We start from the raw sequence: 23,631 nt of genomic DNA, 5'->3' as shown, positions 1-23,631 counted from the left end.
TCATTTAGTAGCGCAAAATTTGAGGACTCTTTATTTCCTTATTCGGTATAGCGGAGGCGGCTGTCAATTCGACATAATTTTCTTGTGATACTTTACCGTACATGAGCATTCGCACCGGGGTTGTCGTTGCCGTAACCTTCCAGCAGGTTGATGACACCCCAGATGCCGAGACCAGCGCCCAGAGCGATAACGAGGGTCTGAAGAACGGTGATAGCCTGATTGAAAAATGCCATAAATTATAGTTAGCCGGAATCATTTGAAAAGTTTGATTTAGTCATTCATAGGCATACAAAAGCCGGAACAATCGGCACCCGGTTTCCGGGGCCTGATTCCGGCTGTCCTCCTTTTTTCATTATTTTTTGGTGATTGTCCGCTTTGTACGCCGATGGCCCCATCCGGGGCGGTTGAGGCGGGTAGATAAGATCACTCCTTTCACAGCGGAACAGATTTACGCGCCCTCTGCGTCTACTTCATACACATCGTAGACCTCGTTGGGCTTGAGCTTGAGCCGGGTGGACAGGAACGCCTCGATGTCAAAGGCGTTCTTGGGGTCCGCGTCGGCGGTGTACGGGTAATTGGGGTGCTTGGTGATGTCGTACTTGTCCGAGAGGAAAGGCCGCACACCGCGCAGTTGGAGGATGCACTTGCCGCCGTCCATAACGGCCAGTTCATCCTGGCTCATAAGCTCTTTGCCGAGCTTCTGGTAGTTGAGAGAGTGGGAGGTTTCCCGCCCACGGTTCTCGCCGGTGTTGTAGGTGTCGATGGTTTCCTTGCCCAGCACGGCGGCCAGCTCCTTGAGGGTAGTCGGTTCCTTGCCGCCCAGGAAGATGGAGGTATCCATGTTGCCGATGATGGTATCGGCGTTGTCCTTATAGATGGCTTTCAGCTGGGACTGCGCCTGCAATACCAGACAGGCGGAGATCTCACGGCTGCGGATGGTGGCGACCAGTTTTTCCAGCTTGGGAATCTGGCCGATGTTGGCACACTCGTCAATGAGGCAGCGCACATGGACCGGCAACCGCCCGCCGTACACATCGTCGGCTTTTTCACACAAAAGGTTGAACAGCTGGGTGTAGCACATGGAGATCAGGAAGTTAAAGCTATCGTCCGTGTCGCTCATAATGAGGAACAGAGCGGTTTTCCGATCTCCCAGGGTGTCCAGCTCCAGCTCGTCGTAGGAAGTGACCTCCCGCAGTTCCGCAATGTCGAATACGGCAAGGCGCGCACCGCAGGAAATCAGAATGGATTTTGCGGTTTTGCCCGCTGCCAGCTTATATTTTTTATACTGGCGGACGGCGAAGTGGCGAGAATCACGGGATTCCAACTCGTCGAACATCAGGTCAACGGCGTTTTTGTATTCCTCGTCGTCCTCCCGAACTTCCATACTGTTTATCATCTCAATAAGAGTGGAGAAATTCTGCTCCTCCACCGGGGCCTCATAGTGGATGTATCCAATCAGGGCGCAATACAAAAGTGTTTCCGCCTTGACCCAGAAATCGTCCCCGGCCTTGCCCTCGCCCTTGGTGTTGGCAATCAGCGTCGTGACCAGCTTCAAGATGTCCTTCTCTGAGTGAATGTAGGCAAAGGGGTTATAGTGCATGGACTTCTTGAAGTTGATGGTATTGAGGACCTTGATCCGATAAGGCTCATAGATGACCTTGCCGTGCTTATCCTTCATGGGCTTGCCGTCCTTGCCAAGCTTGGGTGTGCCGCGCTGAAGCATTTTGCCGCACTCCACCAGGATGGTGCCTTTCGGGAGTGTTTTGTCAAGATAAATAAAGGGAATATCTCACCGAGTTTTGCATCAAAAATTCGATGATTTCACATCGTCCTTCATCAGCCGCTTCATTTTGTCCTCCAGCGTGTCCTTTGCGGTCTGGCTGAAATGAACGCCCACCACATAGGTGGTCTTGCCCAGCTTCATGCTGAATGTTCCTGCCGGACTTGCCTGTCCTGCTTTCGTTTTGGCTGCTACCTGTTCCATGTGCGACACCTCCTGTAAAAAAGCCCGACAAAGGAAAGGCTGACAACGAAGTCCTGACAACGGACATCAGAAAACCTTAAAACTCTGTCGGGCAGATGCTCTATTTTCTTTTTCTTCTTTTTTTATAAAAGTCGGTTGTCATGGTTGTCAGGAGAGAGAAAATGCCCATCAAATCAGGGGTTTTCAGACTTTCGCCCGACAACCAGACCGACAACCGGCTCGACAACAAAACGGCAACCGGCACTGATTTTTTACTTTAGCCACTCTGGGGGAAGTTCCAGCTGCTCCACTTCCTCCGGCGTCAATTCCTGAAAATCTCCACCTCCGTTGTCGGGCTGGATGCGCTCCCAGCCTTTCTGCCGCCCATAGGGGCTGCGGAAGTACCGGGGATTGGAAAACGCCCTCCAGCCGGTCACGCTGTTGTTCATAATGTCGTTGATCTCCCGGATTTCCCATTGCTTCGGCTCGTCAAAACTGTGTCCCAGGGCTTCCCGGAACAGCTGTTTGGAGCAGACCATGTTATCCGAACACTTTTCCAGATACTCGATGATCTGTCCGGCTTTGGTGTCCTCCGGCATAAAGTCACGCTGGTGGACTTTCAGATACTCGTTCATTGCCGGGCTGAACCGGAGTTTGAAGTTTCCGCTGCGGTAAATCTCCATCGCTTCTGCCCAGACCTGTATGAGATAGGCTCTTGCTGCCGGTTCATCGTCCAGAATGTGAATTTCTGCCAGCTCTGGATGTACCATGACTGGCACAAAACGGCGGTTGCCGGTGCGGTCAAGGGGCAGAAAATCCAGCGTATTGGAAGTGCCGCAGAACACACACTGCCGTTTTCGGTCAGCCGGGTGGGTTTCGTATGGCACTTTATAGGTTTCCTTCTGGCGACTGAGAAAGGATTTGATTTCCTCAATGCTCTTGGCATTGGCGGTGGCAATCATCTCCGACATCTCAATCAGCCAGTGTCCCTGCATCTTGCGGTACACATTTTCATCATCCAGCTTTTTCAGGTCATCGGAAAACCAGTCATCCTGAACTGCCAGCAGCCGAAAAAACGAGGACTTTCCGGCTCCCTGACCGCCCACCAGACAGAGCATGATTTCAAATTTACAGCCGGGACGGAACGCCCGTGAGATTGCTCCCAGCAGAAACAGCCGCATGGCTTCACAGGTATAATCATCGGCATCAGCTCCCAGAAAACGATGCAGACAATAGCGGATGCGTTCTATACCGTCCCACTGCAAGGCATTGAGAAAATCCCGAACAGGGTGATAGCGGTTTTCGTTAGCAATCACCATCACAGCGTCCTGTATCTTTTTCTCGATGGTCAGCCCATAGTTTTCCTCAAAATATAAGAGCAGATATTTGATGTCCACATCGGTCAGGGTCGGGCTGTCCCGATACCAGCCGAGGGGCTTCACAATATCCACTCGTTCTGTCAGCAGATTTTTTCGGATCGCTCCTTTCAGCAGAGGGTCAAGCTGAAACACCCGTTTATAGTTGGCTGCGGCATTGGATACCTTACCTTTCTCGGTCTGTTCCAGGCTGCTTCTGACCTGTTCCACGGTGCAGAGTTCCGGCTGCTGCCCATTCTGCAATTCGCTGCTCAAGTTTCATCACCTCTTTTCCTTGCTGTGCTACAAGCTCCCAGCGTTCTTCCGGCGATCCGTCCAAAAACTGTCCAGCAGATACTCTGTGTAGGATTTCCTTTGCAGGGCTTCCACAAAGAGCGGATGCAGGTCATCCTCCGGCGTTTGCGGGGCATACTGCTGTTCCCATTTCTGGAGAAGGTGGAAGTATTCGCATAAGACTTTGTAGCAGTGCATTTCTTCCTGCCTGTATTTCTGCTCCGGGGTAGGTTCCCGGATATGGGGTTTGACGGTCGGCTTCTGCCTGTTGTCATAGACAATCCCCAAATCATCAGCCAGCTTCATGGCGGCATCCTTGCTGGGCAGCTCAAACAGCCGGGAAACAAAATCCACTGCATCCCCATCAGCCTGACAGCCAAAGCAGTGAAAACGCCTGTCCAGTTTCATGCTGGGATTTTTGTCATTGTGAAAAGGGCAGACCGCCATGCCGTTTCTGCTGACAGGGATGCCGTACAGCTCCGCTGCCTGTCTGGTGGTTACATTCTGTTTGACCGCTTCAAATACATTCAAAATTGCACCTCCTGACAAAACAAAAGGCACCCGATTTCTTTTGAAAATCAGACGCCTTACAGTTCCATATTCTGTTTTTTCTCCTGCCGGTGCTGCTCGTCCTTTTTTCTGGATTCTTCCCGATAATCCTGAATCTGTTCGGTGACAGAGTGCTTCGGCTCCGGCTTCTTTTTGACCTCTGCCTGTTCCGGGTCAAGTACCTTGCTGACCCAGTAACGGATTTCTTTCAGCGGCTTCAATTCCTCCTGCACTGCCGCCAGCTGCCCGGTATATTCTGCGTGAGAAGTTTGCAGCTGTTCATACTCCGCTTGCAGGGCTTCCAGATCAACATTCAGGTCAACACCATGCTTTTTCAAAAAACGGTACGCCTTGTTGTATGTGTCCAGTTCGTCCCGGTGGCTTTCCGCATAAACGGACTGCACCGTTTTCCAGCCGATTCGCACATACTTGTCATGGACAGCTTTATGCTGCTGACAATCTGCAACGGCGTTCTGGATGCCGGTAATCACTTTCATGCGGCTCTCGGCTTTCCTCATGCCGGTGCTGATGCTGCCGGATTTCTGCTTCACTTTCTCCAGCACACTGTCCAGCTGCTCCAGTGTAAAAATCTGATGGTCTTTCAGATAATTGGTGGCGTTGACAAAGGACTGTAAATCTTTCGTTGCACCTTTTTGCTGACCGTATCTTGACCAGTCCCGGCGTTCTGCTTTTCGCAGATTGAGATAATCCCGCAGAAGATTGATAAGGTCAGGGGATGCAGTTTCCGGCTTGTTCTCTGCCAGCAGCTCTTTCCGGGCTTCCAGAATATCGCTGATCCATTCACGCAGATTCTGAATGGTGTTGCGGATCACGGTCATCATGCGATTAGCGGCTTTGATGTCCCGGTTCAGATTGCCGATATTGGTCTGGATGCCACGGCGTTCCATCTGGGTGACAGCAGCTCCCATGTGGACGGTGGGGATGATGTCCAGCCCCTGTTTTTCATAAGAACGGAGATCGACACGGACTGGGCTGTTCACCATTTCCAGATAACGGTTCTGCACCGTTTCCCAGCCGGTGCGCCACTCCTGCCCATGATACTGCTCGTTCCAGTCAACAGTGTCCTCCTTATGGCTTTTCCAGTTCCCGGATGGAAGTCGGATACGCTCGCCATTCTCGTCAAGGTCATAAACCTTTCTGGCTTTGGGAAGCCATTTTCCACGCTCGTCCATTGCCCGCATGGTCAGCATCACATGACAATGGGGATTGTGTCCCGGTGGCTTGGGGTCATGGATGGCAAAATCAACAATCATGCCTTTGCAAACAAAAAACTGATTGCAGTAGTCCTGCACCATCTGCGGATACAATTCCTCCGGTACTTCTCTGGGCAGTGCCAGCACAAACCGTCTGGCAAGCTGAGAGTTCCACTGGTTTTCAACGGCTTCTACTGCGTTCCAGAGCTGTTCCCGGTCGGCGTATTCTGGCGGGGCATGGGGCGGCAGCATGATTTCCGTGTAGACCACACCTTCCTTTTTTCGGTAGTCTTTGTGCTTCTGGTCATACTCGGAAAACAGATTCTCGCCGCTCTGGTAGGCAGCTCCGGCAACAGCTGACTGCCGTTTGCTCCGCTTCGTGATTTTGATTTCAAAATGAGGGTTTGCCACTTCATCATCTCCTTTGGCAAAACAAAAGACCGTCTGCAAAGCTGCAAGCGGTCAGGTCATCGGGGTCTATTCCTGTTGTTCAGAATTTCCTGCCCGGCAGGGATTTTTGGACAGCAGGGTGCAAAGGGGTAGCTGGCTTTAGCCAGCGCAGGGGAAGTGCAGCTTCCACTGGATGATTGGAGCAGAGGATTTATCCTGTGCGGAAATCATCAGTTCCCTGCAAGGGGCTTTCGGCAGAACGCAATGCACCACCTTTAGGCGGTGTATAATTGCGCCCTTGTTAAAACAAGGGGTTCTCGCTGCCGTCCGTTGTCAGCGTTTTCCTCCGCTCATCAATCAGCGTGTCCAGCTTTTTTTGGGCGGCTTCACCGTGAAAGAGGAAGGTCAGCAACTCCATCACATCGTCATCGGTCAGCAGGGTAGGCTCACGCAGAAACTTCTCCAGCATCCCAGCACGAGTGCAAAGTCGGTGGGTTCTCTCGCTCCGTGTCAGGCGTTTCCGCTCATGCTCCAGCTGCTTTTCTCTGTGCTGGGCGGCAATCAGCTTTTTCTCGGCTGCGGTTTTCTGACGGTTCAGCTTTTCCAGTTTTTCATTCATGGGATCAGGCTCCTTTCTGAATAATGGGCAAAACAAAAGCGACCAACTTTTTACGGTTGATCGCCTTTGGCTTGGTCACTATTTTTGTGTTTTTAAGATGAAAATTCATCCGCTAAATGATTGCTTAACTCGGACAATGACTTGATTAGCCCCAGATTACTATATTCAAAATTCTGCGTTAGACTATCCCACTGCATAAATCCAAGACAATGTTCATGACTCTCTCCGTCAACTATGGTCTGAATATCAGAAATATGGGTTTCAGTAGAAAGAATATGCGCTAAGCGTGGACTTGCCCCATTATCAATATTAACCAGCAAACCATATTTTGCGCCTGAAACCAAGCAGTATCCAACAAGTTGTGACCATTCTTTAAGCCCTGCACTGTTCATCAGCTTGACTTCAAGAATTAAAATCTCAAATTGCGTTCCATCAGTGATCAAAGCAAAAATATCAAGGTTTAGCGGGGGCACTCGATTCGCAAAATTTTTAACGCAGGTACATTTATCTGGATGTTCGGAAATAATTCTTTGCAAATTGGTTTTCAGTTCGCCGATACCCCAAAAAACACTGAGTTCTTTGTGGCGTTTCGCTCTGAAATTACTTTTAAGCTGAGCTTCTATAAAAGTTTGGATTTCTGGATAATACGAAACTTCATTTCGGCTGCGTTTACCGGGCATCTCGTAAGTCCTCCTCAGTAATTTGACGAACGAGCAATTTATATTCATTGTCCGGCGAATTTGTTACCAAGCGTTTGTAAACATTAGGATTCCGAGCACCAATTAAAGCACCACGACCGTTTCCCACAATAACCAATGGTGTGAGAAGATCAGGCTTTCTTATTTCAACCGATAAATCTGCGTCATCATGTGAATGGCGTTCAACAATTTGAAAATATCCTTTTGGACGCTTGCCAGAGAGTTCGTCATCGTTTGCAATGACATAGGCAACCGCTTGGAGAATTTCGGCTATTGGATAACCAGTATTCGCAGTAGTGCCGTATAACAAAGCTGTTTTATCTTCCTTGTACTGGTCTATCAGGGTTCCAATATTTACATTAAGAGAAGTGTATTCCCGTCCCGACAGTAGGGGATCTGCTTGAATAATCTCCTCAATCTGAATGTAGCTATCCTTATGCAAAATCGGGAATGGGTTAATCAGTTCCCCAATATGCTCAAACTGTTCCCTGATTTTACAGTATGGAGCGTGTTCACAGCCCATTACCGTACAAAAATGTCTGAAATGAATGTAATGCCCACCTCTAATCAGTTCTGGCAAACGAGTATCATTTTCAGCTGGATGCACTGTGGACGGAGTGAAATGCATATCCCTCGTTTCACATCTTTCCGCAGCATGAGTTTCCCTTTGTAATCTACGATTTTCATTTGATGTTTCTGCTTTAGTTCTAAACGCAAATGCACCAAACTGAGCATATTGATCCAATAAAATTCGCAGCTTAAAGCCTTTGTTCCATTGAGCGTAGTATGAATCGTTTGTGCAATGGATATTTGGATGATTCCAGTTTACCTGATCGGGAATACAATTTATGCTGTACAACAGTCGACACAAATCACATACGAACTTAAAGTTGTAGCCCTTGATTTCAAAAGAAATAATTTGATGCTCATCGGTAAAACGGCGCTGTGATTTTGCCATACTTCCGATTGTATCAGCTAATCCAGCAATAAAGCGGCGTTTAAGATTATCATCAACTAATTCTAATACAACCTGGCTTATATCGGCACTTCCACGAAGCTCGCCTTCACACACAATGCCATAATGCATAAGGTCATTTTTTACCGCTGTTGTATCGCCTTCGCAAAGAATTGTCCAAGTCCCTCCGGGAGTGGTTTCATATTGAACAGAAAGGTCATAGACAGCCCGAAACATTTGCCCTACTTTGCGTAGAATATCTCCTGCAATTTCTCCAGCACGCTGTGGATTTTCAAGATATGAACCCCATTTTTTATATGGCAGGCGAATGCTGAAAACATCTTCTGCGTTTCCAAATACACCTCCACCTATGATTAACCCCAATAGATATGCTTTATCTGTATCCATTCTCTTATCCCCTTACTTTTCACTTGTGTTTTTCTTAAATACTTGCTCCATTATTGCCGAAGCGATATTGTATGCCAACATAACCGGCACAGCATTTCCTATGACTTTATACATTGCTGTAATGTTTCGTGCTGTATCTGTTAAGAAGTTAAAATCATCGGGGAAAGTCTGAATGCGGGCAACTTCTCGTACAGTAAACCTTCTGTTTTCAGTAGGATGTATAATGCCACAGTTCTCTGGCTGAGCAGATGCTGTCATAGTTCCACAAATCTCATCTCTTGAAAAACGACGGTAAAAGTTGGGCGAATGGTACTTTTTCATGTTATCTCGGATTCTTTGGAAACGAGGAGCTAAATGTTCATATGGAACATCTTTCCACGAGCCACCTTCGGGAATAAATCTAATCATGTCCAGTGCTTGCGGCGAAAGTGCCCAATCCACATTGTTGGCTACTTCCGGCGGCACATCTAAAATGTGACGCAGCGTCAGATTTTCTTTAGTTTGCTTTTTGGGAAATTCAAAGGTAATGCCCAAGTCTTTGCGGACACCCACAAACAAAACTCGTTGACGGTTTTGAGGGACACCATAATCCGATGCATTTACAAGCTGATGCACGACATTATATCCCACGCCATTCATGGTAGACAAATCTTCAACAATGACTTCTGCTAAATTGCGTCCATCAATATACTTTGTCGAAAGCAAACCTTTAACATTTTCAAAGACAATTACTTTCGGCATCTTTTTTTGAATTATACGCAGACACTCTTTGTATAGCATACCACGAGAGTCGTGGACACCTTTCCGATTACCTGCATTAGAAAAAGGCTGGCACGGAAAACCAGCGGTTAAAATATCTCCATCTGGAATTTCATCTTCACCAACCGATAATATATCACGCTTATCTATTTCGCCTAAGTTGAGCGAGTATATTGCTTGAGCATCTGCATCAAAGTCATTTGCAAACACAATGTCAAATCCTGCTTTTTTGAACCCTAAATCCATTCCACCACAACCTGAAAACAGGGAGATCAGGCGAGGATGCTCCGGGGTTTCCAGTTCCAGTTCTGGAAGATTTGTTATGCTGTATGCGGGTTTGTTTTGACAAGAGTTAGACACATATTCATCAACATCACACGCACGAATCCGCCAAGTACGATTGCCAAGTTTTGAAGCTGGCAAACTACCATTTCCAATCATTCGTCGTATAGTTTTTTCAGAAAGCTGTAGATATTGAGCTGTTTGAGAAACAGTTAACAGTTCCGTATCCATAGGTTAATTCCTCCACTCTGTTTTTCGCTATTATATATTCTAATATACGAACCCCCGAATGTCAATAAAATGAGGGAAAACAGCGGACAACGATGGACTTATATGGACACATTTTCAATATACGCAAATCGAACAAGCGTTTTGGAACAAGAAGTTCAAATCGCTTTACTGGCATTACCCCCACATATATTGCGGTCAGAACATCGGATGCAGACCCGACATTCTGACCGCAAATCGCCCCTTATCGATGCATTACTTTGTCTTGCCGTTGAAACCATTTTGCCGGGCGTACTGACTGGCTTTCTGCCTGCGCTCCTCGCTGTATGGCGGCTGCAAGCGGATGGACAGCCGGGACTTGTCGATCAGATAGGACACGCCGCCCAGATGCTCCGGCTTTTCCAAACAGCACAGATCAGGATACTTTTTGCTGAACGCTGCCAGCCGTTTTTTCAGCCCGACATTGTAGGTGTAGATGCTGGCAGTGCTTTCTCCCTCGTTGAACAGGATGATGGTTTCTTTCTCAATCTTCGTCAATCTCGTCATTGTCAACCTCCATGCTGCCGCCCACGATGCGATTCAAAATAGCCTTGTGCCGGTAATAGGCTTCCATCTCCAGCTTCATATTGTAGAAGAAGCAGCGATACCACTTTTCTACGCCCTCGCTGTCCAGCTTGTCAGCCAGAGCTTCCACGACTTTCTTTCCGGCAGGGTCGGGAATCAGGTCTGCCACCTGATACAGACGATCCATCGTTGCTTCACGGTTGGGGCAGCCAAAGACAAACAGGATTTTCTTTTCACCAATGCTCATTTTCATAAAATAGTCCTCCTTGAAGTTGATAAAAATAAAAGCGGCAGATAGTTCCCATAGGAATACCTGTCGCTTTGTGAACGATATGAAATTGTCGGGTCAGGACTTGATAAAATCACGCAGTCCGTAGTTTATGTCTACAATTCTTTCAATCAGCCATTCCGCTATCTGGGGGATGATGAAGATTGCAAAGCTGACTGCCAGCATTTTCAATGCTTCCATGCCGGTACACACTCCAAACATCAGCCCGGCAAGTGTAATCATGAAGATTATTCCTGCCAGCAGGTCAAAAAGGATAGCAGAAAAGGAAGTCAGAAAGATTGCCACCCATTGAATCAGGGTCACAGCTATTATTAGCGGCAATGCCAACAGCTTTATCAGAAACATGGCTATTTCTCCCCATTGACCTGTTCATAGGCTTCATGCTGAACAATCAGCCCAGCGGAAAAGCCGTATTTGAAGTGGCTTTCGCTTTCTTCACATTGGGCGATTGCTGTCTGCGCCCGGAGTTCTTTCACCAGCTCATAGTCCTCTTTGCTGAGCCGCTGGGACAGCTGCTCCATCAGTTTCTCACAGGCTTTGACCGCCTTGCGGTATACTTCCGATGTAGGGACAACCGTTTCACATGGATAAAACCTCCCGCTGTACATTTCTTCCAAAATCATGACACCACCTCCCTTCAGCAGTAGATTAACTCTGCCTTGATGATTTCCTCAGCCCGGCTGCGGATGGAGTTCATGGACTGCACCCACAACATCTGATTTTCAGCTTTCATAGCTTCGGTCACGCCCTCGGATTCTGCCATCTGACGGATAATCAGGTTTAGCCTGTCAGCTGCCTGTTCGTTCAGATCGGCAAGGACCGTGTGGAGCTTGCCGGACAAAAGCAGGTCACTGTAAACCATCGGGCGAAACTGTTTCAGATAGGATTGGTGCAGCCGTCCCCAGTGACCAATGGGGCGGTGTTCCTCCGGCAGCTTCAAATCCGGCACATAGTAATCGCCCACCAGCACATAGTTCATGCCGTTTTCGTGGATTCTCGGTTTTAACTCTTTCATGCTGAAATTTCCTCCTTACTTTGGTTCTTTTTATGATAATCCTCCCTGCGTTTGGCAAGGTAGGCTTCATAACGCCTGATGCCATCAGGATCACCGGCTTCTGCCGCCGCCTTCATTTTTTGACGGGATTTTGTGGTTGCTTCGCTTTGGTATTTCCGCTTTTCAGCCAGCTGCCGGGCAGCTTCCGGGTCAGTCCTGGCAAGCTCAACCAGTGCATCGTGTTCAGCCTTGCGTTTGGCTGTCCGTGTGCGGGTATATTCAGCCTTACGCTCTGCCATCATAGCCGCATACTCCGGGTCTGACGCTATCCGGGCTTCTTCACGCTCCTTTTTGCGCTGTCTGGCTTCGGCTTCTTTGGCTTTCATTGCCGCCCATTGCTCGGCGGCTTCCGGGTCAGTTTTGGCTTTTTCTTTCAGTTCTGCTCGTGACAGTTTCTTTTTCCGGGTAGCTCGTTCTATACGCTTACGCTCGGCTTCCAGCAGCTTTTCCTGACGGATACGCTCTTTTTCACCCAACTGCCGGAGATATTCCGGGTCAGCTTCTCTGGCTTCCCGAACCTTCTGGCGGTACTTCTGGTTTCGCTCCCGCAGTTTGCTCAAAGACAAACACTCTTTCGCCCTCGCCCCGGTAGCAGAAGTTAAAGGCTTTGTCGCTGCCTTTCACATCAAGGCGGAAGTTTCCCGCCGTTCCCTTGCTGTGGGCGTAGCGCGGTATTCCGTCCTCGTCCCGCCCCACAAATACGGCGTTGTGGTGGGCTGCGTCCTCGTAAATATCGCCGCTGGCAAAGAAAAAGCCCGTCACATCTTCATCAATGCGGCGGGCGGCTGTGAGGTAGTTCCTCGCTGTTCGGTTGTCGGGGCTGCGGGGCGGTAGCCGGAAGTCGGAGAGGGGCGCGGAGCTTGGTCTATCCGGCGGCGGTGCGGCTCCCTTTTCTCCTGTGAGAAGTTCAACGGCTTCGGTAAAACTCTTGCCAAAAAACTCCATGACAAAATCAATGGGGCCGCCGCCCTTGCTCTGGCTGTGGCGATACCACTTGTTGCCCCGGACGGTCAAGCTGTCGTGCCGTTTCCATCGGTATTCCTGTCCGGCGCGTTCCAGCGGTTCCCCCTGCGATTGCAGGAACAAAACAAGGTCGGCTTGGTTCGCCCGGTCTATCTGTTCTTGGGTGTAGTACAAAAAACTCACTCCTTTCATCGGTCTATGTCGTGCCGCTTTGTGCGGGTCTGTGTCTGCTCCGGCTGGTCGGCGCGGAGTGCAATATCCACGCATTTGCGGATTTTTTGAAGTTCGGAAACATCGGCGCGGGTATCTTTCAGTTTGGCATAATCGCTGTCCCTCTGTGTTTTGAGGTCGGCATATTCCTGTTCCCATTCCGCAATAGGCAAGGTCTTTGTTCCTTTCGGCAGATTTGCATGGAGATAGCGGCTTGCTGCGTTCCATAGGGTCAACTCGGCGCGGTGGGCTTCCTCGTACTTGTCGCGCTTGTTTGTCCAGCCGTTTTGCAGCTTTTTCAGCTCATCGTGAACGGGCTTGTACTCGGTGTAGTTCTTCCCGTATTCAATCAGCTTTTGCAGCTTCTTCATGCGTTCCTCGGCGGTTTTCATTCCTGCCCGGATAGTGTCGGCCTGTTCGCTGACAGAGGAAAGGGCTGCGTCCAGCTCATCAAGGGTAGAGATACCATGCTCGGTCAGATAGTTGACCGCTGCCGCTATGGTTTTCAGTTCATCGGCTGTGTGCTGTTGTTGCCAACGCTGCGAATACTTCCGGCTCTTTTCTCTCTGAACGCTCAAATACTTCATCAGCAGATTTGCAAGGCCGGGGGATTGTTGCGGCTGTTCCGGGGCGGTTTCCCACGCTTTGAACAGGTCGGCAATCCATTCTTTGAGCTTTCCAATCTGCGCTCGGATTTCCCGTATAAGGCGGTTTGCCTTTTGGATATTCCGGTTCAGTTCGCCTTTCTCGGTGGCAATACCTTTCTTCTCCATCTGGCAAGCCGCCACGCCCATGTGGACGGTGGGTATCTCGCCAATGCCGCGCTCGGCGTTGCTGCGGTGGTCGATACGCTCCGGGCTTCCGGCTCGTTCAAGGTAGGCGTTTGAAATATCCGCCCATGCCTTACGCCACAAGAGGGCGTTGCCCTTGTCGTTCCAGCCGGTCAGGTCAACTTTGTGCGTCTTGTATCTGCCGCTTGGCAAGCGGATACGCTCGCCGTTTTCATCAAGGTCATATTCCTTTTGGGACTTTGCCGCCCATGCGCCGCGCTCGTCAAGGGGGCGCATGGTAAGCATGATGTGACAATGGGGATTGCCCTTGCCGGTGTCGTGAATGGCATAATCAACGCACATTCCTCTGGAAACAAATTGAGAGGAACAGTATTCCCGGACAAGCCGGATTTGTTCCTCTCTGGATAACTCTATGGGGAGCGCCGCGTCAATCTCTCTGGCAAGCTGGGCGTTCCCGGCTTTCTCGTAAAGCTCCACGCTGTTCCACAAGGTTGAACGGTCAGAGAAAGAGGGCGGGGCGTGGGGTGGCAGCATAATTTCCGTATGGACAACACCGCCTTTGCGGGTGTAGTCGTGTGTCATTCCGTCCCACTCATTTGTCAGCTTTTCGCCGCTTCGGTAGGCGGCTGCGGCAACGGCTGATTTGCCCTTGCCCCGGCTGACAATGCTGATATTACAATGATAGATGGCTATGGGTATCACCTCCCGGATAAAATGAAAACCCGCAAAAATGGTACAGACGCCAAAGGCTGGTATACTGTTTTTGTGGGTGTGCAGGGATAGCCGCGTAAGCGGCGCAAGGGGTGCAGCCCCTTGTTGCGGCAAAGCCGCCAATGTCGGTCAGAGAGGGAAGCAAGCGGCTTTCTCTCTGTGCCGACAAGCCCTCGGCAGAGCGCACGCACCCGTAAGGGTGTATAAGTGCGCCCTTTGTACCAAAGGGATTATTCGCTTTTCCCGCCCTCGGTGCGTTTTTTCAGATAGCCCCGCGCTTCCTCGCTCGTCAGGGCAAGCCGGAGAAAGGCGGCGGCTTCTTCGTCGGTCATGGTCTTTGCTTCTGGCACAATGCTCTCAAAGACCGCACCCCGGACGATCAGCCGATGGCTGCGCGTCCTGCGTTCCTCTTGGGATAACTTTTGCCGCAACACCTTTTCCCGATTTTCAAGCTGCCGGATTTTCTTCTTCCCGTCCTCAATCTCGGCTTGCAATTCCTCGCGTTTTTTTTCTCTCGGTTTCGTCATGGGTGGTCACTCCTTTCTACCTGTCGGCATAGAAAAAGGACAGTCGATTTCCTCGGCTGTCCTTTTGATTAGGGTGTTTGGTTTACTCCGTTCTGCTCAATAAATGGGAATATTAAATATCAATACGCCCTTTAATACATTCCTATTAAAACATCAGCTTCGATTGTCAAATGTGTGAGAGTACGCCAATCAACGCAATCTTTTTCAACGCAAAAGAGAAGCGGCGTCATTTCAATAAACGACATTCTTTGTTCTGATGACAACTGTACGGTGGCTGAAACCGTTTCTCTTGAAATGGTTTTAAGATATTTCTCAAAATATTCAACGACAGACTCATTTGAATAATCTGGATTTTTCAAGTGTGCTTGCACTTTAGTCCTGATTTCCCTCAAATGATTTTTCGTAGGAATTACTTTCACAACATATCCGTTAGGAGATAGCAATCGCTGAAATTCTTTGTAGTGTGCAGGCGAAAATATGTCTAAAATACAATCCATACTTCCGTCTTTCAAAGGGATTTTTGATAAGTCAGTAACAAACCACTTCACTGCTTTGCGCTTGTCTTTTTTTGATGCAATCTGTATTGCCTCCCTTGACAAGTCAAAGGCAAAGATGTTTCGTTCTGTTCTTTGCTGTATCTGCCTTGCATAGAAACCCTCGCCGCAACCAACATCTAAAATGTTTCTTATAGATGGCGTATCAGAAATAAACTGTATGATTTTCTCCAACACAACATCATACATGCCATACTCCAAAATTTGGTGCCGGTTGTCAAAAGACCGCTTGCTGTAGTTGGTTTTGGGCGATGATTTTAACAACAAATTTACATACCCATATCTTGAAATATCAAAGCAATGTCCATGTCTACAAATTAGGCTATTGCCTTGTATATCCATTGATTTTGTGCAAATTGGGCATTGAAAATAAACCTTGCTGTCTGCAAAGCGTGATAAATTATTATTCATTTGTTTTTCCTCCGTAATTACATCTCTGCTTCAATAAGCGAGTTATGCAATACGGATAACCGCAACATAACTCGCGGTTTTATCTTAATCTCATAAATGTAACCATTGTGTTGTCCTCCAATCAATTCCGCAGTATTACTCTGCTTTTAGAAAAAGTATAGCACAAAACTATGAACATTTCAACTCTATTTCAGCCTGTCGGCGACGTTGCTCTCTCTGGCATACCGCCGCGCCGCTTCCCGCCGTTCCTCGCTGTATGGGGCGGTCAGACGGAAAGAGAAGCGGCCTTTCTCAATGTCAAACTCCATGCAGCCCGTTTCCGGGTCTGCGTCGGTCTGGCGGCACACATCGGGGTGCTGCTCGGCATAGGCGGCAAGCCGCTTCTTCAAGTCGGTGTTGTGGGTACGGATATGGATCAACGGGTCTTTCTCATCAAACCAGATGTCTGTGATCTTTTTTTGCTTGGGAAGCCCTGTTCGCATAAACTCTCCTTTCTGCGCCCTCGTTTGGAGAGAGGGGCATTTTTGAGGGAATTTTCCCGGCTCTTGACTTGGGGAAAATGGGGATTTTCAAATAGAAACCGCCCCGGCGAACCATTCTTCGTCCGGGCGGTTCCTATCGCGTGATTTTCGTTTTTTCCGGCTCTTGACCGTCCTGCAAGCTGTCGGCAAGTATCACTTTGAGCAGCTTGTCGCGGAATGTTTCTGTGCCGCTGTGGTTGAAAAACAACTCCGCAACGATGGTCTGTCCGTTCCTCTGTGTCGTGATAACACTGTCGGGGGATTGAGGTGTCCCGTTCTGTTCTGCCATAGGCGGCTCCTTTCTCTGGGTGCAAAAGAGGGATTTCCCGTAGCCCGGAAAATCCCTCTTGGTTGTCAGTATTCGGTTTTACTGTGCGGGTGCTGCGGCGGCTTCCTGTGCCTTTTTCTTTGCCCGGTATTCCCGTGCTTTCATGCGGTCATACTCCCGTCGCTTTTCAAGGTTACGCGCCCGGTACTCCCTTGAATACTGCCGGTGGTAGGCGCGGCTCTTTTCCTTTTGGGCTTCCTCGATTTTCTCCCGCATTTGCCGGATTTCCTGCTCCGTTGGCTCTGTAAGCTGTGTCACTTCGTTCTCAAATTTGCCGATATAGTTGAAATATATCCCGATGTGCTGAATGGCTTGTTTTGCCCTTTTCTTGTCGCGCTCATGCACTTCAATCCGGCTGATAAACTCGTTGAGAATGGCGGGGGTCAGGTCGGTAAAGGCAGCGTAGCGTTCCGTCAGCTTCAAAAACTTCTGCGCCCGTCCGCCCGCGTTCTCAAAAGCGGATAGCTGCTCTTGCAGCTCGGCAAGCTCCGCTTTCAGCGCATAGTATTCTTCTGAATACTTCTGCGACATTTGCTCATAGCGGTCTTGCGGGATCGTGCCGAGGGCGTTGTCCTCATAGAGCTTGTTCAGCACCTTGTCAATCTGTTCAAGGCGCGTCGTGATTTGCGGGATACGCTTCTGCTGTTTCTTGGTCTTGTCGGTCTGCTGCATGGCAAGGTTCTTTTTCACTAAGGCTTCAAATTCCGCCCAGTTGCTGATAGAATAGTCCTCGATTTTCTTCAGCACTTCCGCGATGGTCTGCATGAGCAAATCCGCGTCAATGATGTGCGGGGAATTGCATTTGGGGTTTTTGGCTTTTCCCTTGTGGTACTCGCTGCAATAGGCAACATGACGCTTGCCGCCATTCCGATAATCTATGCGAATGTGCATTTTCGCACCGCAATCCTTACAGAAAAGCAAGCCCGACAAAGGGTGGATTTCCCCGTCCCCGTTGGGGCGTTTGACGGGCGCATTTTCCAAAATCCGCTGTACGGTTTCAAAGTCGGTGCGGTCAATAATCGGCTCATGCACATTTTCGGTTATCTGCCATTGGCTCCGGTCTACATAGTGGTTCCGCTTGTCGCGGAAGTGCTTTGTGGTCTTGAAGTTGACAACATCACCGCAATACTCCTGCCGTGTGAGGATATGGGTCAGGGTGGCTTTGTTCCACTTATAGCGGTTGGCCTCATTGAGCGCCCTGTTTTTACAGGTTCCCCGCCCGCGCTCTTTCATGTAGAATGTGGGCGTTGGGATTTGCGCCTGCGTGAGATATACGGCAATTTGGTTTCGGTTTTTTCCGTCCAGAAACAGGCGAAAAATCAAACGAACAACTCCGGCGGCTTCCTCGTCGATAATCCAAAAATCCTTGTTGTCCGGGGATTTGACATAGCCATAGGGGGCTTCGGTGGCAATCGGCTTTCCACTCATGCCCTTCGTCTTAATGCCGGTCTTTACTTTCTTGCTGATGTCCTTTGCGTACCACTCCGACATGATGTTGATAAAGGGCGCAAACTCCAATGTATCGGGCTTTTCGCTGTCTATCCCGTTGTTGACTGCGATAAAGCGCACATTGTTCCGTCTGAATATCTCCATCGCATTGCCGACTTGGAGATAGTCACGCCCCCAGCGTGTCAGGTCTTTCATAATGCAGACACCGATTTTCCCGTTCTCTACATCGTCCATCATGCGGGAGTAGGCAGAACGGTCAAAAAATCTGCCGCTTTCGTCATCGTCAATGTAGTGCCGGATATTGGTTAAGTGCTGCCCTCTGGCGTAGTTCTCCAAAAAGATTTTTTGGTTCTGTATCGAGTTACTCTCACCGCCGTCCCTGTCCTCGTCGCCCACGGAAAGGCGGGAGTAAAGGGCTGTAATTTTACTATAATCAGTCATGTGCATAACCTCCTGTGCGTCCATATAGGCTTCCTTTACACTTAAAATTATGCACTCCAGCGGGCGCTGCCATACTCCATACCGTGCCGGTACTTCTTGGCGTTCTTGCTTTTGAGATACACGGCCAATCGCAAGCCAGCGCCGCAGCACAGGCCCACCAGCAGGTCCAGCGGGTGAAAGCTGGGCCACCAGCTGACCAGCGCCACCGGCAGTGTGGAGAAGAACGAGAGCATTTTTGCCGAAGCGTCCGCACCCACGGCCATCCGCCATCCTTCACCGAAGTTGGTTGCGAACAGCCCCATCAGGATATACGGCATATTCAGCAAAAGGAGCTTTTTGATGTCAAGTTGCTTTTTCATCGTTCCAGCTCCTTCCGCTTGTTCCGGTCCACGACGGCGTGTTTTACCAGCTCTTTGAACTGGCTCAGCTTTGCCAGCACGGACGGACGCTCTGTTTTCTGCGCCTTTCTGACCTTCTTGCCGGTGTACTCGGTAAAGGCAGCGGTCAGGGCATCCGCATCGCGGCCTTTGAAAAAGATCAGGTACTTGGGCGGGGAGCTGCTCCGGTCCTTCTTCACCGCATAGTCCACGCCGTATTTCCGGGCGATCTTTTCAAACTCCTTGATGGAGGGGTCGGTAATCTCGATGTTGGAAACGCCCTGGTTCTGGCCGATCAGCTGCTTCACCGTCTGCTTGCCGTGGGGAATCACGGGGGTATCCCGGCTTTTCTGCTTTTGCAGCTTCTTTTCCTTGCGGTGGGCAAGGTACTTGGTGATGGCAGCCTTAAACAGCCGCCCGGTAAACTTTGTTCCGCTGACTACCAGCGTCAAAGTCCTGTTTTCCACTTCCTCCTGCATAGGTCATCGCCTCCTTTCCACGGATTTTGCAGGGGTGGCGCTTGATACTAAGGCGGGACCACCAGCCGCCGCAGCAGGTATTTCAGCATGGCAGGCTCCTTTCAGCGCAGCTGGTCGGAGCGGTCATAGTACAGATGGCCCTGGCGCACTTTGGCATGGCTGAGAATCTTGATATGGCCCTTTTCCTGGTTCTCCAGGCTTTTCTGGTATCCGGCCTCCGTCAGAAACAGGCGGGTCCGTTCGCCTTTCCAGCCCACCGGCGAATCGTGGGTCAACACATCGAAGATAATCATGTGCCGGGTGTCCTCGGCAAACCGCTCCAAATCCATGTACTCATGGCCGTGGTAGTTCTGCGCCCCGGCTTTGAGGCGCATTTCCTCCATCAGCTGGCCCACGGTCTTACGCTCAGGCATGGCGTGCGCCTCCTTTCCCGCGTCCCTGGCCCTTCACGGTCAGGATACCGTCCAGGGTGGTGGCGGTGATCCGCAGGCGCTCGGCGGTGGCAATGTCATTCTTCACGGTCTCGTCGATACCGTGGCCGCAGACCACCAGCACATGGGACCGGCGCAGGTAGTCCCGCGCCATATCCAGCCCGTCCTTGTGTTCCTGGGGAATCTCGTCCTTGAGGAAGGTAGGCAGGAACAGCACCGGGCAGATGGGCGAATACCCGGCGTCGTACACCTGACGGCAGTAGGCCGCAGCGTTCTCAGCGTTCTCATACTGGCTGTTGCTCCAGGGAGCCGTAATGTAAGCAAGGGGTCGTTTCATGGCAAAATCCTTTCTCCCGGTGTGTCCGGGCAGCAGAAAAGCGGCTGTTTACCAGCCGCCTGCGTACATATCGTGGTTGACTTGTGCGGTGTAGTGGTTGCTGATCGTGGTCGGCGCATTAAACAGCACCGCAAGCAGATACTGCTTCATGTTGCGGATTTCGGTGGTATTGTTCCGCAGGCATTCCATGACAAACTCGATGTGGGAGCAATCCAGCTTCAAAAAACGGGAGCGGACCACCTCATGGGGGAAGTCGCTGCCAGCGATCCGGGTGGTTTTCCGCTTGGCGCAGACGGTCTCCACCATCAGCTCCACGATCTCGTCCAGGTCCTCCCGGTAGGTGGTAAACTCCCGGCACAGGTGGTCATACTCGATGTTCTCCAGAATCAAATCCCGATAACTTTCCATCTCTGTGAGCGACATCGCATCCCTTCCTTTCCGTTCCGGCAGCTGTGCTGCCGCTGGCTCCCGGAAGGGAATGGAATCGGTACTTGCTCCCTGAGTAATTGATTTTTGGGTATTTGATTTCTCTATATTTAATTCTGCGGGCTTTTCCGTATCCGGTTTATCCATATACGGGTTTTCCGTATCTGGTGAAGCCGTATCCGGTTCAGCCGTATCCGGCCCAGGCGTTTCCGGCTGCCGGGGCTGGGGCTGCTCATAAATGACATACTCGGTATCGCTGATCCGGCCCTGCCGGTCCCTCAGCTGGTGGCGCACGATGTAACCGGCGGTTTCCAGCTCCCGCAGCGCATTACCGATGGCGTCCACGCCCTCCTTGCAGATTTTCGCAAGGCCACGGGTGGTATAGTTCCAGTCATCCGGCAGGGACAGCATCATGGAAAGCAGCCCCTTGGCCTTCAGGGACAATTCATGGTTCCGCAGGTGATGATTGCTCATTACCGTATAGTCGCGGGTTCTTTCAATCCGAAAGACCGCCATTGACTTCACTCCTTTCTGTTCTCAGGGCATGAAAAAAGCCACAATCCTGTAAAAAGAATTGTGGCAGTTACACTTTTTCATATTTTCTTGCGTGGAACCAATACAGCGGCCTTTGCGATTTCGGCTTAGAAAATGGTCCCGGTTCCTGAGAAAACGGGAGGGTCTGCAAAACCCGGTCAATGTCGGTGGATTCCATGTCATATTGGGACTGGCAGTTTTCCCGGATGGCATCCTTGATGCTCTGGACAGTACACATATTCATTCCTTTCCTTTCGTAGTGATGATGGGTTTACGGGTGGCGGCGGCGCTTGTCCGGCTTGAAGTCGAGGACATGGCCCTCGATCACACGGGCATACCGCTTGATTTTGATTTCCCGGCGCTTCTGGCTTACGAGGGCGGCCTGATACCCGTCCTCCGTGAGAAACAGCCGCATTTCATCACCGGGACTACCGTAGGAGCAGGGACGCAGGACGGAAAACTCGATCATCCATCGGGTGCTGTCCTGGAAACGCTCCACGGCGAGAATGTTGTGTCCTTTCAGCTCACGGGCTGAAATATCCCTCATAGGCGGCTCCTTTCATCGTTCCTGGTCTCTCTGGCGCTTTTTCTGCCATGCCTCCAGCAGCTTGATGATAGTTTCCTGCATCCGCTGGGGCGTATAGCTTTTGGGGAAATACTTCCGCAGGGTGTCGGAGGTGAAAGTCACTTTGTCGAGATCACTTTTCTTTTCCTCACCCATGATGACACGCATCATATCGAGGGTCAGATGTCCCTCCTGGCTGTATTTCTTGAGCCGCTGCGCCTGGGAGAGAGAGGGGGTAGCCTGTTCGCTGTCCATCGCGTCCAGCAAGTCCCGCTGTTCCTCTTTTTTGAGGAAAGACAGCTCATAAGCCGGGTTGAGGGCGATTTTCTTTTCATCTACCATATCCAGCAGTTCGGGGATAAGCTCCGTCAGGCGGATATAGCGTTGCACCTGCCTCTGGCTTTCACCGGCTTGGCTTGCAACAAGCTGAATAGAAGTCTGCGACTTCTCGCCAACTTGGCGAGAAGTTAAGTCAGAGCGTTCCCCTTGATGTTTGATGGCCTCCAGCTTCATGCGGTATGCAAATGCTCTTTCACTGGGGAGCAGGCTTTCCCGTTGCAAGTTGCTGTCCACCATGATGATGGTGGCGGCATCATCGTCCAGGTCTCGGACAATGACAGGCATGGTTTCTTTCTCGGCCAGCTCACTGGCCCGGTGCCGCCTGTGACCGGCAACCAGCTCATAGCCGCCTTCCGGGTCCGGGCGGGCAATCGCCGGAACCAGAACACCATACTGCCGAACACTGTCGGCGGTCTCCATCATGGCCTCGTCATCCTTGACTTTGAAGGGATGGTTCTTGAAAGGATGCAGCTCAGACAGCGGGATTTCCCGTACTTTTTCCAGCTTGGCATCCTGGCGGCTTTCTTCGGTGGAAAACAAGTCATCGTATGGAGCCAGTTCTACTTTTTTCGCGCTGCTTTTCAAGTTTTATCACCTCCTTGGTCAGATTCTTGTAGCCCTCGGCCACCTTGCCATTAGGGTCATGGGCAAAAATGCTTTTGCCCTCGGCGCTGATCTCCTTTGCCCGGACAGAATGGGGAATCTCGGTGCCGAACACCTTGATTTTGCTGCCATAGGTCTCCCGCAGCAGGGCAGCGATCTCCTTGGCAAAGTTGGTGCGGTTGTCCACCATCGTCAGCAATATGCCGTCGATCTGGAGCTTGGGGTTGATTTGCCGCTTCACCTTATTTACGGTCTGGAGCAGCTGTTCCAGGCCCTTGGCGGGCAGATACTCCGCCTGAACGGGGATTATGACCCTGTTGGCGGCGGCCAGGGCGTTGACCGTGAGCATACCCAGGGATGGCTGACAGTCAATCAGGATATGGGAATACTGTCCCTTGAGCGTGTCCAGATACTGCCGCAGGATGGTCTCACGGCTCATGGCATTCACCAGGGAGACCTCCATACCGGAGAGCTGGATGTCGGCGGGCATCAGGTCAACCCCCTCCGGGTGGTGCAAGATACCCTCGCCAGGGCGCAGCGGCTCGTCCATCAGAATACGGCCCATAGCGTCGGACAGTGTAAAGGGCAGCTTGTCCGGCTGGGGGTGGCCCAAGCTGATGGTCAGGCTGCCTTGCGGGTCTCCGTCGATCAGCAGCACTTTCTTTCCGGCCTGGGCCAGCCCGATCCCCAGGTTCGCGCAGGTGGTTGTCTTGCCAACGCCGCCTTTCTGGTTGGCGATGGCGATGATTTGCGTGTTCAATGACTTCACCTCATTTCTGAATTGTTCTATGGCTTCTGGAAATAGAAAAAGCCGCCACTTCAAAAATTGAAAGTGACGGGCTTTTCTTATCCCGGAATGAAATTCCTCGGAAACGCAAAAAGCGCCCAGTAAAAAATACTGAGCGCTTGGCGATTAGATTTATTCTCTTTTGTTCAAATTAGGTCAAATTCAGACAAACCGTTTTCACGAAAAAGGTCTCTTGGAGATGTATAAATAAACATCCCCTTGGCAG

The 23,631-nt window shown here is 50.5% G+C and carries 26 protein-coding genes and 5 pseudogenes; all 31 read right to left on the bottom strand.

What is annotated here, in order from left to right; genetic code table 11:
* Positions 1-104: 104 nt before the first annotated feature.
* Positions 105-233 (bottom strand): annotated as a pseudogene (locus ACTNB1_RS09765) (Maff2 family mobile element protein); the annotation flags it as partial.
* Positions 234-448: 215 nt separating this feature from the next.
* Positions 449-1,762: pseudogene (locus ACTNB1_RS09760) on the bottom strand (VirD4-like conjugal transfer protein, CD1115 family); the annotation flags it as partial.
* A 42-nt stretch (positions 1,763-1,804) separates the two neighbouring features.
* On the bottom strand, positions 1,805-1,984 hold the full coding sequence (locus ACTNB1_RS09755) for a transposon-encoded TnpW family protein (RefSeq protein WP_024400493.1): 180 nt from the start codon (positions 1,982-1,984) through the stop codon (positions 1,805-1,807).
* Positions 1,985-2,235: 251 nt separating this feature from the next.
* Positions 2,236-3,582 (bottom strand): VapE domain-containing protein, encoded by a 1,347-nt coding sequence (locus ACTNB1_RS09750; protein ID WP_050571584.1) that lies wholly within the window; start codon positions 3,580-3,582, stop codon positions 2,236-2,238.
* Positions 3,506-4,143: pseudogene (locus ACTNB1_RS09745) on the bottom strand (CHC2 zinc finger domain-containing protein). The gene ACTNB1_RS09750 and the pseudogene ACTNB1_RS09745 overlap by 77 nt, the downstream one beginning before the upstream one ends.
* Before the next feature lie 56 nt (positions 4,144-4,199).
* Positions 4,200-5,786 (bottom strand): MobQ family relaxase, encoded by a 1,587-nt coding sequence (gene mobQ / locus ACTNB1_RS09740; protein WP_024400490.1) that lies wholly within the window; start codon positions 5,784-5,786, stop codon positions 4,200-4,202.
* A 280-nt stretch (positions 5,787-6,066) separates the two neighbouring features.
* Complete coding sequence (locus tag ACTNB1_RS09735; RefSeq protein WP_024400489.1) at positions 6,067-6,384, bottom strand: DUF3847 domain-containing protein; 318 nt, start codon at positions 6,382-6,384, stop codon at positions 6,067-6,069.
* Positions 6,385-6,476: 92 nt separating this feature from the next.
* Positions 6,477-7,064: a hypothetical protein gene (locus tag ACTNB1_RS09730; protein ID WP_024400488.1), complete on the bottom strand. Its 588-nt coding sequence runs from the start codon at positions 7,062-7,064 to the stop codon at positions 6,477-6,479.
* Positions 7,054-8,445, bottom strand: coding sequence for a hypothetical protein (locus tag ACTNB1_RS09725; protein ID WP_024400487.1), 1,392 nt, complete (start codon positions 8,443-8,445; stop codon positions 7,054-7,056). Before ACTNB1_RS09725 ends, ACTNB1_RS09730 begins: the two co-directional genes overlap by 11 nt.
* Positions 8,446-8,457: 12 nt before the next feature.
* Positions 8,458-9,717, bottom strand: coding sequence for a DNA cytosine methyltransferase (locus ACTNB1_RS09720; RefSeq protein WP_024400486.1), 1,260 nt, complete (start codon positions 9,715-9,717; stop codon positions 8,458-8,460).
* 252 nt (positions 9,718-9,969) lie between these two features.
* Positions 9,970-10,260, bottom strand: coding sequence for a hypothetical protein (locus ACTNB1_RS09715; protein WP_024400485.1), 291 nt, complete (start codon positions 10,258-10,260; stop codon positions 9,970-9,972).
* Positions 10,238-10,531 carry a hypothetical protein gene (locus ACTNB1_RS09710; RefSeq protein ID WP_024400484.1) on the bottom strand — a complete coding sequence of 98 codons (294 nt, stop codon included), beginning with the start codon at positions 10,529-10,531 and terminating at the stop codon, positions 10,238-10,240. The genes ACTNB1_RS09715 and ACTNB1_RS09710 overlap by 23 nt, the downstream gene beginning before the upstream one ends.
* A gap of 93 nt (positions 10,532-10,624) precedes the next feature.
* Positions 10,625-10,912, bottom strand: a complete 288-nt coding sequence (locus tag ACTNB1_RS09705) for a hypothetical protein (RefSeq protein ID WP_024400483.1) — start codon at positions 10,910-10,912, stop codon at positions 10,625-10,627.
* A gap of 2 nt (positions 10,913-10,914) precedes the next feature.
* Complete coding sequence (locus tag ACTNB1_RS09700; protein WP_009259727.1) at positions 10,915-11,190, bottom strand: DUF6809 family protein; 276 nt, start codon at positions 11,188-11,190, stop codon at positions 10,915-10,917.
* A 14-nt stretch (positions 11,191-11,204) separates the two neighbouring features.
* Positions 11,205-11,582, bottom strand: a complete 378-nt coding sequence (locus tag ACTNB1_RS09695) for a TnpV protein (protein WP_024400482.1) — start codon at positions 11,580-11,582, stop codon at positions 11,205-11,207.
* Positions 11,579-12,181 carry a hypothetical protein gene (locus tag ACTNB1_RS09690; protein WP_441169115.1) on the bottom strand — a complete coding sequence of 201 codons (603 nt, stop codon included), beginning with the start codon at positions 12,179-12,181 and terminating at the stop codon, positions 11,579-11,581. The genes ACTNB1_RS09695 and ACTNB1_RS09690 overlap by 4 nt, the downstream gene beginning before the upstream one ends.
* Positions 12,177-12,758: pseudogene (locus ACTNB1_RS09685) on the bottom strand (DUF3991 domain-containing protein); the annotation flags it as partial. The gene ACTNB1_RS09690 and the pseudogene ACTNB1_RS09685, both read right to left, overlap by 5 nt.
* Before the next feature lie 14 nt (positions 12,759-12,772).
* Complete coding sequence (gene mobQ, locus ACTNB1_RS09680; RefSeq protein ID WP_131743550.1) at positions 12,773-14,287, bottom strand: MobQ family relaxase; 1,515 nt, start codon at positions 14,285-14,287, stop codon at positions 12,773-12,775.
* 239 nt (positions 14,288-14,526) lie between these two features.
* Positions 14,527-14,823: a DUF3847 domain-containing protein gene (locus ACTNB1_RS09675; protein ID WP_022030174.1), complete on the bottom strand. Its 297-nt coding sequence runs from the start codon at positions 14,821-14,823 to the stop codon at positions 14,527-14,529.
* Between the two features lie 131 nt (positions 14,824-14,954).
* The gene (locus ACTNB1_RS09670) at positions 14,955-15,788 is read right to left on the bottom strand and encodes a methyltransferase domain-containing protein (protein ID WP_002584969.1); all 834 of its coding nucleotides are present in this window, start codon (positions 15,786-15,788) and stop codon (positions 14,955-14,957) included.
* A 185-nt stretch (positions 15,789-15,973) separates the two neighbouring features.
* Positions 15,974-16,270 carry a hypothetical protein gene (locus tag ACTNB1_RS09665; protein WP_022030173.1) on the bottom strand — a complete coding sequence of 99 codons (297 nt, stop codon included), beginning with the start codon at positions 16,268-16,270 and terminating at the stop codon, positions 15,974-15,976.
* A 133-nt stretch (positions 16,271-16,403) separates the two neighbouring features.
* Complete coding sequence (locus ACTNB1_RS09660) at positions 16,404-16,598, bottom strand: transposon-encoded TnpW family protein (RefSeq protein WP_138314015.1); 195 nt, start codon at positions 16,596-16,598, stop codon at positions 16,404-16,406.
* Between the two features lie 78 nt (positions 16,599-16,676).
* A complete protein-coding gene (locus ACTNB1_RS09655; RefSeq protein WP_022030171.1) occupies positions 16,677-18,551 on the bottom strand; it encodes a recombinase family protein in 1,875 nt (624 codons plus the stop codon).
* Positions 18,552-18,583: 32 nt separating this feature from the next.
* A pseudogene (locus tag ACTNB1_RS09650) lies at positions 18,584-18,886 on the bottom strand (VirD4-like conjugal transfer protein, CD1115 family); the annotation flags it as partial.
* Positions 18,883-19,383 (bottom strand): PcfB family protein, encoded by a 501-nt coding sequence (locus tag ACTNB1_RS09645; protein ID WP_002576352.1) that lies wholly within the window; start codon positions 19,381-19,383, stop codon positions 18,883-18,885. The gene ACTNB1_RS09645 and the pseudogene ACTNB1_RS09650, both read right to left, overlap by 4 nt.
* Positions 19,384-19,484: 101 nt before the next feature.
* Complete coding sequence (locus ACTNB1_RS09640; RefSeq protein WP_002576353.1) at positions 19,485-19,796, bottom strand: DUF5720 family protein; 312 nt, start codon at positions 19,794-19,796, stop codon at positions 19,485-19,487.
* Positions 19,789-20,151, bottom strand: coding sequence for a DUF7768 domain-containing protein (locus ACTNB1_RS09635; protein ID WP_015537377.1), 363 nt, complete (start codon positions 20,149-20,151; stop codon positions 19,789-19,791). The genes ACTNB1_RS09640 and ACTNB1_RS09635 overlap by 8 nt, the downstream gene beginning before the upstream one ends.
* A 48-nt stretch (positions 20,152-20,199) precedes the next feature.
* Complete coding sequence (locus ACTNB1_RS09630; protein WP_441136281.1) at positions 20,200-21,093, bottom strand: DUF6017 domain-containing protein; 894 nt, start codon at positions 21,091-21,093, stop codon at positions 20,200-20,202.
* Positions 21,094-21,382: 289 nt separating this feature from the next.
* Positions 21,383-21,658, bottom strand: coding sequence for a DUF5720 family protein (locus ACTNB1_RS09625; protein ID WP_002596213.1), 276 nt, complete (start codon positions 21,656-21,658; stop codon positions 21,383-21,385).
* Positions 21,659-21,670: 12 nt separating this feature from the next.
* The gene (locus ACTNB1_RS09620; protein WP_316687452.1) at positions 21,671-22,600 is read right to left on the bottom strand and encodes a ParB/RepB/Spo0J family partition protein; all 930 of its coding nucleotides are present in this window, start codon (positions 22,598-22,600) and stop codon (positions 21,671-21,673) included.
* The gene (locus ACTNB1_RS09615) at positions 22,557-23,378 is read right to left on the bottom strand and encodes a ParA family protein (protein WP_096920177.1); all 822 of its coding nucleotides are present in this window, start codon (positions 23,376-23,378) and stop codon (positions 22,557-22,559) included. Before ACTNB1_RS09615 ends, ACTNB1_RS09620 begins: the two co-directional genes overlap by 44 nt.
* Between the last annotated feature and the right edge of the window lie 253 nt (positions 23,379-23,631).

The organism is Flavonifractor sp. HCP28S3_F3 (assembly GCF_052065355.1).
In the GTDB taxonomy this organism is placed as follows: domain Bacteria; phylum Bacillota; class Clostridia; order Oscillospirales; family Oscillospiraceae; genus Flavonifractor.
Note: the sequence above shows the minus strand (reverse complement) of the source record. Positions and strands in the feature narration are given on the sequence as shown.

Bases quoted from the DNA above. Each gene is read 5' to 3' on its own strand.
- ACTNB1_RS09755 (WP_024400493.1), bottom strand. From the start codon at position 1,984: ATGGAACAGGTAGCAGCCAAAACGAAAGCAGGACAGGCAAGTCCGGCA.
- ACTNB1_RS09735 (WP_024400489.1), bottom strand. From the start codon at position 6,384: ATGAATGAAAAACTGGAAAAGCTGAACCGTCAGAAAACCGCAGCCGAG.
- ACTNB1_RS09730 (WP_024400488.1), bottom strand. From the start codon at position 7,064: ATGCCCGGTAAACGCAGCCGAAATGAAGTTTCGTATTATCCAGAAATC.
- ACTNB1_RS09725 (WP_024400487.1), bottom strand. From the start codon at position 8,445: ATGGATACAGATAAAGCATATCTATTGGGGTTAATCATAGGTGGAGGT.
- ACTNB1_RS09720 (WP_024400486.1), bottom strand. From the start codon at position 9,717: ATGGATACGGAACTGTTAACTGTTTCTCAAACAGCTCAATATCTACAG.
- ACTNB1_RS09715 (WP_024400485.1), bottom strand. From the start codon at position 10,260: ATGACGAGATTGACGAAGATTGAGAAAGAAACCATCATCCTGTTCAAC.
- ACTNB1_RS09710 (WP_024400484.1), bottom strand. From the start codon at position 10,531: ATGAAAATGAGCATTGGTGAAAAGAAAATCCTGTTTGTCTTTGGCTGC.
- ACTNB1_RS09705 (WP_024400483.1), bottom strand. From the start codon at position 10,912: ATGTTTCTGATAAAGCTGTTGGCATTGCCGCTAATAATAGCTGTGACC.
- ACTNB1_RS09700 (WP_009259727.1), bottom strand. From the start codon at position 11,190: ATGATTTTGGAAGAAATGTACAGCGGGAGGTTTTATCCATGTGAAACG.
- ACTNB1_RS09695 (WP_024400482.1), bottom strand. From the start codon at position 11,582: ATGAAAGAGTTAAAACCGAGAATCCACGAAAACGGCATGAACTATGTG.
- ACTNB1_RS09675 (WP_022030174.1), bottom strand. From the start codon at position 14,823: ATGACGAAACCGAGAGAAAAAAAACGCGAGGAATTGCAAGCCGAGATT.
- ACTNB1_RS09670 (WP_002584969.1), bottom strand. From the start codon at position 15,788: ATGAATAATAATTTATCACGCTTTGCAGACAGCAAGGTTTATTTTCAA.
- ACTNB1_RS09665 (WP_022030173.1), bottom strand. From the start codon at position 16,270: ATGCGAACAGGGCTTCCCAAGCAAAAAAAGATCACAGACATCTGGTTT.
- ACTNB1_RS09660 (WP_138314015.1), bottom strand. From the start codon at position 16,598: ATGGCAGAACAGAACGGGACACCTCAATCCCCCGACAGTGTTATCACG.
- ACTNB1_RS09655 (WP_022030171.1), bottom strand. From the start codon at position 18,551: ATGGACGCACAGGAGGTTATGCACATGACTGATTATAGTAAAATTACA.
- ACTNB1_RS09645 (WP_002576352.1), bottom strand. From the start codon at position 19,383: ATGCAGGAGGAAGTGGAAAACAGGACTTTGACGCTGGTAGTCAGCGGA.
- ACTNB1_RS09640 (WP_002576353.1), bottom strand. From the start codon at position 19,796: ATGCCTGAGCGTAAGACCGTGGGCCAGCTGATGGAGGAAATGCGCCTC.
- ACTNB1_RS09635 (WP_015537377.1), bottom strand. From the start codon at position 20,151: ATGAAACGACCCCTTGCTTACATTACGGCTCCCTGGAGCAACAGCCAG.
- ACTNB1_RS09630 (WP_441136281.1), bottom strand. From the start codon at position 21,093: ATGGCGGTCTTTCGGATTGAAAGAACCCGCGACTATACGGTAATGAGC.
- ACTNB1_RS09625 (WP_002596213.1), bottom strand. From the start codon at position 21,658: ATGAGGGATATTTCAGCCCGTGAGCTGAAAGGACACAACATTCTCGCC.